Source organism: Luteibacter sp. P4_D7_3, assembly GCF_056401735.1.
Genome location: NZ_JBFUIT010000017.1, coordinates 1 through 12536 on the forward strand (window position 1 = coordinate 1; position 12536 = coordinate 12536).

10 protein-coding genes are annotated in these 12536 nt (G+C 63.9%); 2 read left to right on the forward strand and 8 right to left on the reverse strand.

The window, feature by feature from the left end; genetic code table 11:
- The 4 genes from AC1DSN_RS03400 to pilV form a co-directional block, all read right to left on the reverse strand.
- On the reverse strand, positions 1-3292 hold a 3292-nt coding region (locus AC1DSN_RS03400), incomplete at its 3' end, for a pilus assembly protein (RefSeq protein WP_477329585.1).
- An 11-nt stretch (positions 3293-3303) separates the two neighbouring features.
- Positions 3304-3891, reverse strand: coding sequence for a pilus assembly PilX family protein (locus AC1DSN_RS03405; protein ID WP_477329587.1), 588 nt, complete (start codon positions 3889-3891; stop codon positions 3304-3306).
- Complete coding sequence (locus tag AC1DSN_RS03410) at positions 3888-5201, reverse strand: PilW family protein (protein ID WP_477296057.1); 1314 nt, start codon at positions 5199-5201, stop codon at positions 3888-3890. Before AC1DSN_RS03410 ends, AC1DSN_RS03405 begins: the two co-directional genes overlap by 4 nt.
- Positions 5198-5716, reverse strand: coding sequence for a type IV pilus modification protein PilV (pilV, locus tag AC1DSN_RS03415; protein WP_477296058.1), 519 nt, complete (start codon positions 5714-5716; stop codon positions 5198-5200). The genes AC1DSN_RS03410 and pilV overlap by 4 nt, the downstream gene beginning before the upstream one ends.
- A gap of 321 nt (positions 5717-6037) precedes the next feature.
- Here pilV and AC1DSN_RS03420 point away from each other — a divergent pair, with 321 nt between their 5' ends.
- On the forward strand, positions 6038-6811 hold the full coding sequence (locus AC1DSN_RS03420; RefSeq protein WP_477329589.1) for an alpha/beta fold hydrolase: 774 nt from the start codon (positions 6038-6040) through the stop codon (positions 6809-6811).
- 58 nt (positions 6812-6869) lie between these two features.
- Here the strand turns inward: AC1DSN_RS03420 and AC1DSN_RS03425 are convergent, their stop codons facing one another.
- Genes AC1DSN_RS03425 through AC1DSN_RS03440 form a run of 4 tightly spaced genes read right to left on the reverse strand, consistent with a single transcriptional unit; the run spans position 6870 to position 11811 of the window.
- Positions 6870-7820 (reverse strand): aldo/keto reductase, encoded by a 951-nt coding sequence (locus AC1DSN_RS03425; protein WP_477296060.1) that lies wholly within the window; start codon positions 7818-7820, stop codon positions 6870-6872.
- A complete protein-coding gene (locus AC1DSN_RS03430; RefSeq protein WP_477329591.1) occupies positions 7817-9286 on the reverse strand; it encodes an efflux transporter outer membrane subunit in 1470 nt (489 codons plus the stop codon). Before AC1DSN_RS03430 ends, AC1DSN_RS03425 begins: the two co-directional genes overlap by 4 nt.
- 15 nt (positions 9287-9301) lie before the next feature.
- Entirely contained in the window at positions 9302-10798 is a 1497-nt protein-coding gene (locus AC1DSN_RS03435) for a DHA2 family efflux MFS transporter permease subunit (RefSeq protein ID WP_477329593.1), read from the reverse strand.
- On the reverse strand, positions 10795-11811 hold the full coding sequence (locus AC1DSN_RS03440) for an HlyD family secretion protein (protein WP_477296063.1): 1017 nt from the start codon (positions 11809-11811) through the stop codon (positions 10795-10797). Before AC1DSN_RS03440 ends, AC1DSN_RS03435 begins: the two co-directional genes overlap by 4 nt.
- A 106-nt stretch (positions 11812-11917) precedes the next feature.
- Here AC1DSN_RS03440 and AC1DSN_RS03445 point away from each other — a divergent pair, with 106 nt between their 5' ends.
- Positions 11918-12529, forward strand: coding sequence for a TetR/AcrR family transcriptional regulator (locus AC1DSN_RS03445; protein WP_213949072.1), 612 nt, complete (start codon positions 11918-11920; stop codon positions 12527-12529).
- The last annotated feature ends 7 nt before the right edge of the window (positions 12530-12536 follow it).

Genomic DNA, 12536 nt, shown 5'->3' on the forward strand with positions numbered 1-12536 from the left:
ACGTCGACGTCGGATCGGCGAGCAACCGCGGCGACGTCGTGATCGACTGCGCGTTAGCGGTGGCTGGCTTGAACAACAGGCTGACGCCCTGCGATTGGGTCGTTGAGGCAAGCGCTGCCGTGGAGAGATCGATCCGCCATACGTTGCCGTCCAGATCGCCTGCGAAGGCGACATCGGCCACCTGGTCGCCGTCGTAGTCGCCGACCGCTGGCGTCGTCAGGCCATGGCTGACCACCGCACCGGTTCCCGTCGGCGTGCGGATCTCCTTCAACAGAGTCCCGGTCTGCGCATCGAGGACGAACAGCGAGCTGTACGTGTTACTGGCGGCGGCCGAGGTGTTGCCATCGGGGAAGTAACCGCCGGGGACGAGAACCACCCAGCGGCCCACGGAGCCACCGCCATTGTCATAAGCGACCCGGGTAATGACCGGCGTGCCGAAGGTGTACCCGAGGTTGGCGGGCGTGCCGGTGGCGGCAACGCTGTCGCTGTTGAATTCCCAGAGCACCTTGGACGCGACGGCAGTGCTCGTATTGAGCGTTGTTGTTCTCGGGTCGGTGATGTCGATGCCGAAGACACCGCGGCCGCCCAGGCGCAGCGAGCCGACAAGCAACGTGTGCCAACCCATGGTCGAGTTGTTCAGCGCGCTATTGGCGTTAAAGAAGACGTCGCCGGTAACCGGACTGCCGTCGACCGTGGGCGTGAAGGTGAAGTTCGTCAATCGGGACTGCGCCGGGAGATTCGCGTAAACGCTCGCCGGCACGTAGGCCCACAGTTCGCGGCCAGGCAGCGCACCTGAGACGGAAGCCAGGCGCGCGTCGAACGCATGCAGCATGCCGTCGTTAGCACCCACGTAAACTGCCGCCGGACGTGTCGCCCACTTGGAAAGGAACGTGGAGTAACTCATGGTGGGATCGGCGGCGACGGCCTTCGCTTCCGGTGCTCCCGCCGAGAACGAATCGCCGTACCCGCTGTTGGGAGCGCCGACATAGGCCGGCTGCGATCCGAATATCGCCCCAAGCAACGACGATCGCGTACGGAACGTGGTGCCTTCGAGCGTGCGTATGCCGGTCAGCCAGTCCACGCGTTTCGTGCCCAGGTTGTCGGTCGTCGCTGTGGACCCCGTACCGTCGGACGAGTCCAACGCGGCCTTCTCGGTGGTACTCAGGCCGGTATAGGCAAACGTGATGGCTTTACCGGCGCCAGGACCAGTGCTCGTGGCGATAAAACGGGGATCGTTGGTCGCACGATTGGTGAGGAAGGCGCCAGCGTCGCCCGGCGCCGGAAGCCACACCGCCGCCCCCACGGCACCGTTCGAGCCAACCACCCTGGCAATCAGCGTCCCGCTCCAGTCGATCGTGTTGTAGCCCGCGTAGTAAGCGAGCGCATTCGTCGTCAGCACGTTCGCGCTGAGGCTGAGCGTGAGTGAGGTCGAGCTGCTTGCGATCACCGACGAGAGGACGGTGGTCAGGCTACTGACGAGTGAGGTCGGATCCGCGGCACTGAAGTATCCACCGCGACTGTTCAAGGCCGCGTGCCAGGTATCGTCGATGTTGGTCGCGCCACCCCCCGTGTCGGGCGTAGGCCACGCCTTGGTTCCCTTGCGCAGCGCGGTGTAGTCGCTCGGGAAGGTCAGGGTACCGGAGATACCCATGGTGACCATGTACTGGGACATGTGCTGCCACGTCGCGGGATCGTTCGCCGGATTGAAGTAGACCTCGCTGTTGCTGCCGGGCGTCGTCAGGTTGACGGTCGTCGAGCTGCCGGTAACGCCGGTGGTCAGGTCCGGATAATAGGCTGGCACGTTGTTGGCCAGGTCGGTGCGCAGATCGTTGGCCCAGTATGAGAAAGCGATGTCGGCGAGCGAGGGATTGGTGGTGCCCACCTGGTTCCAGAATATCTTCGAGGGCGTGCCACTCGTCGCGTAGGTCGTGCCATCGGGTAACGTCAGGCCGACCGAGTCCAGGGATGTCCCCTTGGCGGGGCTATCGCCATTCCAGTAGCCGTCGGTGACCAGCATGTTGAAGTTCTTGCGGCACGAGAGCTCACCCGGTGTGCTGGTGCTGCCGTTCCAGTACGGGTCCTGCGCATTCGGCGATGTCTTCAGTGCGCGTTTGTAGAAGTCGCCGGCGACCTGGGTCGCCACGCGCGTCGGCGTGCCGCCGCTGGCGGGCGCCCCGTAGAGCCAGTTCATGAACTGGCTCCGCCAACAGGTGTCGGCGGTGCTCGTGGGCACGCACGAGGTGGCGTTCGCCAGCTCGAGAATCTGGCTCGTCGTTATCAGTGGACCGTAGTATTGGCCGGCGTAGCTACCGGCGTTGGTGTTGTAGCTGCCGCTCGCTGTCTGTGTCTGTAACGTCTGCCAGGCGACACGTACCGAGCCGTCCGCAAGGCTGGCGAAAACACGTCCCACCGCCGCGCGCGCGTTGAGGTTTCGCGTCCGGTAATAGCTGTACCAGATGGCGAAGTTCTGCTGGATCGCCGCCGATTCATTGGCGACAAGGTGGAATGTACAGGTCGCGTCGTTAGTGGGCTGCGTGCACACATAGTAGAAGCCGCCGGTGTTGGCGCTCGTCTGGGTGGTGACCAACGTGCAGGTGGTCACCCGCGAGCTCAACACACAGGTGGCGACTGTGACACTGCCATCGCTGTTGGTGGTCGTTTTCGTGCCGAGCACGCCGTTGAATAGCCCGCAGAGGAGCCCTGAACACGTCGTCGTCGTGCTGGTGGAAGTGGTTCCTCGCACCGACGCCGGGATGTCCATCTGCGGGCAATTGCCGTTCACGTACCACGTCGTGAGCTCATTGGCGTTTCGCGAGCACGGCGAGTTACCCGCCAGGGTGTTGGCAAGAAACCCGGCGTAGAACGCCGCGCTGAGGTCGACCACGATAGGACTGAGATACTTGCTGCTGCCGGGTGACCAACACTTCTTGGTCAAGGTGTTTGCGCAGTAACCATCGCGCCATGCGGCCTTGAACGTCGGCGTGCCCAGGGGAGCGCCACTCGCATCCGGCGGGATCACGTACGTGATCGTCGGATCGAAGTAGATCGGGTTGCCCTGCGCGGAGTAGTAGTACTTCGAGGCGGTGTTGTCGTCCATCGAATCGGGAATCGACGTGGAGTTCATCGAGCCGGAATCGTCGAACGTCACCACGATGTTGGGTGCCACCTTCGAGGTGACGCCGGGCGGCGTCTTGCTCACGGTGACAGTGCCGGCCGTGACCGCGGACGCGGCCAGCAGCCATGCGATCGCTGCGACGAGAAGGACAGCCCACGAGAGGAGAGGTTTCTGCATGAGGGGTGTCTTCAGGTCAGCGTACATGCGACGAGGTTCGGCGTAACGAAGGTGGACTCCGCAACGCGGATCGTGTTCGGACTGCCGCCCGACGCTCGCGCCGTGATCCGGTACAGATAGAACTTGGCCGTTCCCGAACCGCTCGAGCCGGCTTCGGTCGCGGCGCTCGTGCCGCTTCCCGGCGGCAGGTCCTGACCGAGGAACTCGACGATGTACCACGGGTTGTGTGCCATGACGGCAGTAGACAGCGCTGCGTCCGCGGAAGCGGTGGTGTAGTCGATGGCGACGCCGGAGCCCTTGTATTCGGTGGCGCCATCGGTGAGCCACACCGACGACCGGCGGAACGCGGTGACCTTGGCACTGATCGTGGACGGGTTACTCGAGTTGTAACAGCCGATACCGGCGTTTCCGCTGAAAAGATTCCACTCCACGCCACGCAGGGCGTTCTCCGCCGACCACTCCGCCTGCTGCGCGTTGCGCATCGCTCCCGCCATGCGTTCCTGCAGGAGTGACCGTCCCGAGGTACTGATGGCGAGAATCGTCAACAGCAGAAGGAAGACCATCGCCAGGACCAGGACAACGCCGCGTTGCGCGTTCATGGGTTGTAGTTCCGGATGGAGACCACCGCCGTGAACTCGCGACGGAGCATGTGATTGTCGAAGCCTTGCTGGCTCGGCATCACGGCACGGCTGGTGTTGTCAGGCGCGGACAGGCCGACGACGCCGGTGTCCGGGTAGTACTGATATTGAAGTTCGGGTGCCCGCAGCGCGAAGAGGGGTACCTGGCCATCCATGAGTATGTGCACCTCAATGCTCTTTACCGAACGCCACAGGCAACCTGGGTCGGTGCCGGTGACGGCGACCGTGGACGAGGGGCACACCGTGGCGCTGTCGATGTCCGCGGCGGTGCGATAGCTGGTGTTGCCCGCCGCGTCCATGACGCCGTAGAGAAAGTCGAGCCGCTCGATGCCCCGCACCACCTCGCCACTGACGCCGTTGACCCGGCGAATCAGCGCACCGGTCTTGTGACCGTTGTTGTCGTCGACCACCTGCAGGTAATACGACACCGTCTGGAAGTCGCGAGTGAAGTCGAAGAGCTTGGGGGTCACCCCTGAGGGCCTGGCGACAGCGCTGTAGTTGGACCCGGGCGTAAACGTCTTACCCGATGCCGTCGCTGAGAACACCTGCGCCGAGTTGCAGTCCGCGAGCATCATCAGGTCGCCCTTGGTGACGTTCGTCAGCGGTGGCTCCCCGGGCTGCGGGACGACCGTGAGACTGGCGACCGTGGTGCCACTGAGTGCGATGGTGCTGTTGATGCCATCCAGCACCCAGCCACGTGCGCCATCCAGGTAGCGCAGGGTGAGCACGCTGCTGCCTGGCACGCGGTTACCCAGGGTGGTTCCTTGTTGGGGGATTCCCACGCCCTTGGGGTCGGCGGGATCCACGGGAGTGCATGCCGACACGGTGCAGTCGTATCCGCGCAGCGACACGAAGGAAGGCATGGTGAAGGCCGCCAGGGGTGACGCCGGATAGGTGTTCCCCCCACTCGTCGCGCCCCACGCGGTCGTGTTGTCGTTGAGTGCCGCCTGGAAGACGGCGCCGGAGACCAGCACCTTGGGTGCGCGCAGGTAGCGGTCCAGTGACACGACCCCGTTGGAGAGGGTGGACGACTGGCCACCCATGTTCGAGCAGTACTGGGCGTTGGTCATGCGCAGATCGGTCGTCAATGCCGTCATGGCGAAGCGGCCTTCTTCCTGCAGCTTCGCCAGTTGCGTCTGGACCAGGCTGCTGGTCGATGTCGCAAGAAAAGCGCTGACGATGCCGCCGGCGACGATCACGCCCAGGGCCATGGCGACCATCAGTTCGACGAGCGTGAAGCCACGGACGGCGCGGGTGTCGGCGACGGTCATGGCTGGAAGTTCCATACGTAGGATCGTGTGGCGACCGCCTGATGCGTGCTGTCGCCGGCGGCTCGCTCGGTCCAGTTGATCTGCATGACGCAGTTGCCGGCATAAGGCGGCCGGACGAGCAGTTGGGTGGCGTCGGGCGTGGCGCCATTAGTGCAGGCAATGGAAGCGGTCGCGTTAGGCAGGAAAGCCGTGAGCTGGCTACTCCATAGGTACTGGTCGCGCAGTGCGAGCTTCGCCGGGGTGCAGGCACTCGCTTTCGTGCACGCCTGGGTGCCGGTAAGCGGATATTTCGTGGAGTTGTAACCGCCCGCCCAGACGCCAAGCGGGTTCGCACGCATACGATCGGCCATGCCCATGGCGATGAACTCGGCCTGGGTCCGTTGATAACCGACCTGATTCGAGCGCAGCGAGGTGATCAGCAGCCCAGCGAGGCCAATGAGACCGACACTGAACACCAGTACCGCCATCATGACCTCGATCAAAGACACGCCTCTGACATGTCTCGCCGAAGCCATAAGAATCCTCAATGCATAAACGCCACTCAGGTATAGGCCGCAGCGCGCCGCCCCTATACGTCGTTTCGGTAGGGTATATGTATTACCGGCAAAAAGTTCCGTAATAACCTGATTTTTATCATTTTCTTTATGCGTTTTTGCATGAAATCTCACGAGTGTGCACGGCACGCGAAAGTAATCACGAACAGGGCGATTCCGGGCAAGCCAGCCAAACCCGACAGGTGCTGAAATTGGATAGCACGATATTTCACCGTGCACGACTGAAATGAAACGTCGGCTCGCCCGGTTTACTGGGCACTACCAACGCACAAGGAGCTCCACATGTTCCGTTCCCTGATCCGCACGGCCCTGTTCGCGGCCATCGCCATCAGCCCGGCTGCCTTCGCTGCCGACAAGCCGACCATCGTCCTGGTCCACGGCGCGTTCGCTGATTCGTCCAGCTGGAACGGCGTGATCGGCCAGCTGCACAAGGACGGCTACACCGTCGTCGCCGCACCCAACGAACTGCGCAGCGTGAAGACGGACGCCGCCGAGGTGGCCACCCTCGTCGCCAGCATCAAGACACCTGTCGTCCTCGTGGGTCACTCCTACGGTGGCTCGGTGATCAGCGAAGCCGCGGAAGGCCATGACAACGTCAAGGCGCTGGTCTATGTCTCGGCGTTCTCGCCGGAAGCCGGCGAAACCGCCGCAGGCCTCTCGGGCAAGTTCCCCGGTAGCACGCTTGGCCCGACCCTCGCGCCGCCGGTGCCGCTGTCGACGGGTGGCAACGACCTATACATCCAGCAGGACAAGTTCCCGTCGCAGTTCGCCGCCGACGTACCGGCGAAGGACGCCGCGCTCATGGCCGCCGGTCAGCGTCCGATCACCGACGCCGCGTTGAACGAAGCGGAGACCACGCCCGCCTGGACGCACGTACCGTCGTGGCACATCTACGGCGACGCGGACAAGAACATTCCGCCGAAGGTGTTGGCATGGATGGCCGATCGCGCGAAGTCGAAGAAGACCGTCGTGATCAAGGGCGCCTCGCACGTCGTGATGGTGTCGCACCCGACGGACGTCGTGAAGCTGATCGAAGCGGCCGCCAAGGGCGACTAATTCGCGAGATCAGCTACGGCGCGCCTTATCATCGGGCGCGTCGTAGCTGTGCGCCGGCTTATTTGCGGTTGTCCCGGGGGATGAAGCCGGGGAGGCCGGTGTGGACGACGTCGTTGAGGCGGATGTTGGTGGTGGTGATGCCGTCGCGGATTTCCTGAAGTGCTTCGGGGGGCAAAGGGGATATCTCGAAGTTCTCGCGGATGTGTGCGGGATTGGTCGATGTGGTGAGGAAGGCGGTGCCGCGTTGCAGTGCCCAGGCGAGAGCGACGTGCGCAGGCGTTTCGCCAATGCGCTTGCCAATCGCCTTCAGCACGGGGTCGTTGTGAATGCTCGGCTCCATGCCGTGACCGAGCGGTGCGAACGCAAGCAGCACGATGCCGTTCGCTTTGCAGAATTCGAGCAGCTCCCACTCGGGAAGATACGGATGCGACTCGACCTGCACGATCGCGGGTTTGATGCGCGCGTTGGCGACGATCTCCTTTACCGCGTCCAGCTTGACGTCGGAGAGGCCAATGGCCCGCGTCAGGCCTTCATCGACGAGGTTCTCCATCGCCCGCCAGGTATCCAGCAGGGTGATGCCCTTGTCGTACAGCGGGCCGCCATCGGCATCTTTCGGGTACTGGTCGTCGCCGGGGGCGAACGCGAACGGCGTGTGGATCAGATAGGCATCGGCGTAGTCGACCCGCAAGCGCCGCAGGCTCGCCTCGAGCGCGGGCTTGACGCGCTCCGGTCGATGATTGTTGTTCCACAGCTTCGTCGTCACGAAGAGGTCTTCGCGTCGAACAACGCCGTTGTCGATCGCTTCCTTGATCACATCGCCGACGATGTCTTCATTGCGATACGCCTCGGCGGCGTCGAGATGGAGGAACCCCACCTCGAGCGCGGTCTTGATGGCGGCACGTCCCTTTTCGCGGTCGGGAATCAGTGTACCGAAACCGACGGCCGGGATGGCCCCCGTGCCGTGAGCGAGGGGAATGCGGGTATGACGAAAGGTATCAAGGGCACTCATGGTTTTCCTCCGTTAGTGGGTTCACCCGCCATCGCTTGCTCGTCACGGTACGCCGCCCTGCGCTGGAATGCTTCGTCGGAATTGCCGCCAAGTGCGATGGATAGCTGTACGTTGTCCTGGTACTGCACGGTCTTCGCCTGGATCTGCCCGATCAGGGCGCGCTGATAGGAGCGCTCGGCGTCGATGACCTGCAGCACACCTGTCTCGCCGGCCTTGTAGCCCTCGCGATTCAACCGCAGGCTGAGTTCGGCAGACGCGAGCGCACGATCCTGCGCCGCATATTCCTCGCTGTCGTGATTGACGGCCTGTAGTACGTCGGCCACCTGCCCCAACGACGTCACTACGGTCTGCTGATACGTCGCGAGCGCTGCCTTGTACCCATCGACCGCACCACGCTGGTTTGCCTTCAGCGTTCCGCCATTGAAGATCGGTGCCGTCAGGCCGGCAGCGAGACCCCACAGCGTGCCAATGCCGGGCGCAGGGCCCACGCGAGTGAGTGATCCGGAGAGATTCAGATGCGGATACATGTCGGCGGTCGCTACGCCAATGGCGGCGCTGGCGGCATGCAACTGCGACTCGGCCTCGAGAATGTCCGGGCGATCATGCGCGAGATCCGAAGGCAACGTCACAGGCAATTGGGCGGGAAGCGCGAAGTCAGTGAGATCGAAGTCCGGCGGCGTCCAGTCTGCCGGGCCCTTGCCGGCAAGGACGGAGAGCGCGTGTGCCGCCGTGTCGCGTTGTTGCGCAAGCGGGGGGAGCAGTGTTTCGTCCTGTGCGAGTTGCGTCGTCGCCGTCGCGACGTCGACCTGCGTGRCACTGCCGTAGCGATGGGCTGTCTGCACGAGCTCGAGATTTTTGCGGTCGTTGGCGAGGAGGMTCTCCACGGCAGCGATCTGCGCGCGTGCCGAGGCCAGCGAAAGGGCTTGGGTCGCGACGTCCCCGGTGACGGTCAGGTAGGCCGCGTCGAAGCGATGCCTCTGCGATTCTGCGAGCGCAGCCTGTTCTTCGACGCGGCGCTTCGTACCACCGAACAGATCGAGGTCGAAACTCACGCGCGGTCCCACCGCGTAGAAATTCGACGTACCGAAGCCACTGGCACCGGCCGCGCGCTCGCGTCCAACCTGCGCACCGAAATCGACCTGCGGGCTCAACGCACCGCGGACGGAAGTCACGGCCTCGTTAGCCTGCGCGATGGTGGCATCCGCCGCTTCCAGGCCCAGATTGCCGTCGATCGCCTTGTGCATCACCAGGTCGAGCTTCGATGAACCGAGCGACGACCACCAGTCACCGTCGATCTTCCTGTCGAAGTCGATGTGCTGCGCGCCCGTGCCGGCAAGCGCGTGCTCCGCCTGGATGTCGTAGTGCTTCGACGCGGGTGCCGCGGGCTTTTCGAAATCCGGCCCGACCATGCAGCCGGCGAGCAGCGCGAACGTAGAGGCGGCGAGTACCGTTTTGACGAGTTTCATGGGCGACTCCGAGAGTCAGTTGACCAGGCGCGGTTTGCGAAGGAAGAGAACGAGGGGACTTACGACGAGCATGGCGATCATCAGGAGCTTGAACTGGCCGATCATGGCGACCATCGCTGCCTGGCCGGTCACCAACTCGTTGATCTGCGCAAGATGGGAACCCGACAACGCGCCGGTCGCGTCAGCGACGGGGCCATAAGGCCGCAGGTGCTTCGCAAGCGAAAGATGCACGGCTTGCGTATTGTTGTAGAAGTAGGTCTGCACGATCGAGATACCGATGGTGCTTCCGTAGAGGCGCGCCAGATTGAAGAAGGCGGTGCCCTGCGAGCGCAACGTCGGGCTGAGGGTACTGAAGGCCGTGCGGGTGAGTGCGGGCATGAGCACGCCGAGGCCCGCGCCTTGCAACATGCCGGCGATCACCACGGGCCAGCGATCCATCAGCGGCGAGTAGCCGAGCATCCGCCAGTTGCCGTAGACGACAAGAGCCATGCCGGCGACGATGAACAGGCGGTTGTCGAGACGCTTCGGTACGCGCCAGGTGAGCAGCAACGCGCCGATCAGAGCCGCGCCGCGCGGGATTGCGAGAAAGCCCGCCGTATCAGCTGGGTAGCCGAGCAACTCTTCGAGCATCGGCGAGGTGAGCGCCAGCGTCGGCAACAGGACGAAGCCGAACACGAAGTACAACGCGGCCGACACCGTGAAGTTACGATCCTTGAACATGGCCCGGTTGAGGAAGTGCTCTTCCTGGGTCATCACGTGCACGATGTACAGATAGAAGCCCAGCACGGCGACGATCGCCTCGATCCAGATTTCCGGCGAGCAGAACCATTCGAGCCGCTCGCCGCGATCGAGGAACATCTGTAGGCCGGCGATACCGGACGAGAACGTCACGAAGCCGAAAAAGTCGAAGCGCGCGCTGCTCGCGGCTTTCTTCTCACGAAGGAACAGGCCCATCGCCGCAAGGATCAGCACAGCGACCGGCAAGCTCACATAGAAAATGCTGTGCCATCCGTAGTACTCGCTCAGGTACCCGCCGATGGCCGGGCCACTCAGAATGCCGAGCAGCGCGGCCACCGCCCAGACGATGCCGATATGGCCGTGACGTAGCGGCGGCAGCTCGTCCAGCAGGATCGCCATGGACAGTGGCGCAAGCGTGGCGCTGGCCGCACCTTGAAGGACGCGGGCCGCGACGAACTGCAGGGGCGTGGTGGCCATCGTGTCCAGCAGCAGGGCGACCGTGAAGAGCGCCATCGACACTTGGAAGATCGTCTTTCGGCCGAACCGTCCCGCCAGCCAATGCGTCATCGGCATGACGATCGCGCTGGCCGCGATGTACGACGAGAAGATCCAGCCGACCTCGTCGTCGGTCATGGAAAGGCCGCCCTGGATGTGCAGTAGGGCCGCGTTCGGCATCGAGATGTTGACCGCCGACATGAACGTGGCGATGAGGCCCGCCACAATGAGCATGCGGTGCGCGCCCGGCGTGCTGTGCGGAGCGACGAGGGTGTTCATGGGGCTTTCGAGGCGCTGCGCGTGTCCACCTTCGCGGTGACACTGATGCCGGAGTACAGCGGCCACTTTGGATCGATGGCGTCGAGTTCGAGCCGCACCGGCAGACGTTGCACCACCTTGACCCAGTTGCCCGTGGCGTTCTCGGGGGGCAACACAGCGAACTCGGAACCCGTGCCCGGGCTCATGCTGACGATGTGCGCCTTGAAGGGATGCCCTGGATACGCGTCGACCTCCACGGTGGCTCGCTGGCCGGTACGCATGTCGGTGAGCCCTGTTTCGCGGAAGTTCGCTTCGATCCAGACATCACGCGTCGACATCATCGAGAACACGGTCGTGCCGCCGTTGACGAAGTCGCCCACCTGGAGGTCGTCGACGCGCGTCACGATGCCGTCGTCGGGCGCGACGACATCGGCGTAGGAGAGGTCCAGCCTTGCGCGGTCCAGCTGCGCCCTGGCTTCGAGCACCGTCGGGTGCTTGTTGACGTCGATGTCCGGATCGCCGTTCAGGCCGGCGATCGTATTGGACACCGCCTGCTGGGCCGAGGCGATGTGCTGCCGCGCCACTCTCACGTCCGTGTCCGCCCGCTCGAAGGACGCGCGCGAGGCGAAATCGGAGGCGAGCAATGCCTTCTTGCGCTCGTATTCCTTCCCGTCGAAATCGGCGGAGTCCCTGGCCGATTGCACCTCCGCCAACTGCTGGCGGTATGTGGCCTTGAGCGCCTCGATCTGGAGGCGCGCACTGCCAAGGCGAGCTTCGGCCTGCTCGACGGCAATCCGGTAAGGCTCCGGGTCGACGCGGAACAGTAGCTGGCCCTTGTGGACACGCTGGTTGTCGTGAACGGCGATATCGACCACCTGGCCCGAAACGCGGGCGTTGATCGAATCCCTGGCCGAACGAACGAAGGCGTCGTCAGTCTCGACGTCGCCCTGTCCGCCGAGGAACCGGGCGCCGCCCACCCCGATCATCAGGAGGGGGAGAGCGGCCATGAGGGACCAGCGCAGCTTGCTGTTCATACGATGCGACTACCGGTGAGGTCAGGGGAATTGAATTTTGTACCGGTTCGTATAATATGTTTGGGCAAGCCCGACTTCAAGGGTTTTTATGCACGGTGGTACAAAAATGGAAAAGACCGAGAAACGTCCGCGCGGGCGCCCCCGCGCCTACGAGCCGGACGTGGCCCTGCGCCGCGCCGCCGACGCCTTCTGGAAAACCGGCTATGCCGGCACCTCGCTGGACGACCTTTCGGCCGCGACCGGCATGAACCGGCCGAGCCTTCGCGCCGCCTTCGGCGACAAGCACACGATTTACCTGCGCGCCCTGGCCGATTACTGGGGCATCAAGTTCGCCGTCATGGGCGTGGCGCTGGCCGGCCCTGGCACCCTGACCGAGGTCCTCATGCGGGTTTACGACGCCGCGCTGGACATCTATTTCTCCGGTGACGAGCATGTGCGCGGTTGCTTCGTCGTAGGCACGGCCATTACCGAGGCGCTGGGCGATCCGGAAATCCAGGACGTGGTCACGGGCGGCTTTCGCAAGCTCGATGCCGACTTCGAGACGCGGCTGCGCGAGGCCCGCGACGCTGGCGAGCTGAAGAAGGACGCCGATCTCGAGGCACTCGCCATGCTTGTCTCCGCGACGATGCATACCATCGCGATTCGCGCCCGCGCAGGCAGCTCCCGTGCGGAGCTGCGAAAGCTCGCGCAAAAGGCGGTCGGCGTGATCGCCGGATGAGTAGCGG

Bases quoted from the DNA above. Each gene is read 5' to 3' on its own strand.
- AC1DSN_RS03405 (WP_477329587.1), bottom strand. From the start codon at position 3,891: ATGAACGCGCAACGCGGCGTTGTCCTGGTCCTGGCGATGGTCTTCCTT.
- AC1DSN_RS03410 (WP_477296057.1), bottom strand. From the start codon at position 5,201: ATGACCGTCGCCGACACCCGCGCCGTCCGTGGCTTCACGCTCGTCGAA.
- pilV (WP_477296058.1), bottom strand. From the start codon at position 5,716: ATGGCTTCGGCGAGACATGTCAGAGGCGTGTCTTTGATCGAGGTCATG.
- AC1DSN_RS03420 (WP_477329589.1), top strand. From the start codon at position 6,038: ATGTTCCGTTCCCTGATCCGCACGGCCCTGTTCGCGGCCATCGCCATC.
- AC1DSN_RS03425 (WP_477296060.1), bottom strand. From the start codon at position 7,820: ATGAGTGCCCTTGATACCTTTCGTCATACCCGCATTCCCCTCGCTCAC.
- AC1DSN_RS03435 (WP_477329593.1), bottom strand. From the start codon at position 10,798: ATGAACACCCTCGTCGCTCCGCACAGCACGCCGGGCGCGCACCGCATG.
- AC1DSN_RS03440 (WP_477296063.1), bottom strand. From the start codon at position 11,811: ATGAACAGCAAGCTGCGCTGGTCCCTCATGGCCGCTCTCCCCCTCCTG.
- AC1DSN_RS03445 (WP_213949072.1), top strand. From the start codon at position 11,918: ATGGAAAAGACCGAGAAACGTCCGCGCGGGCGCCCCCGCGCCTACGAG.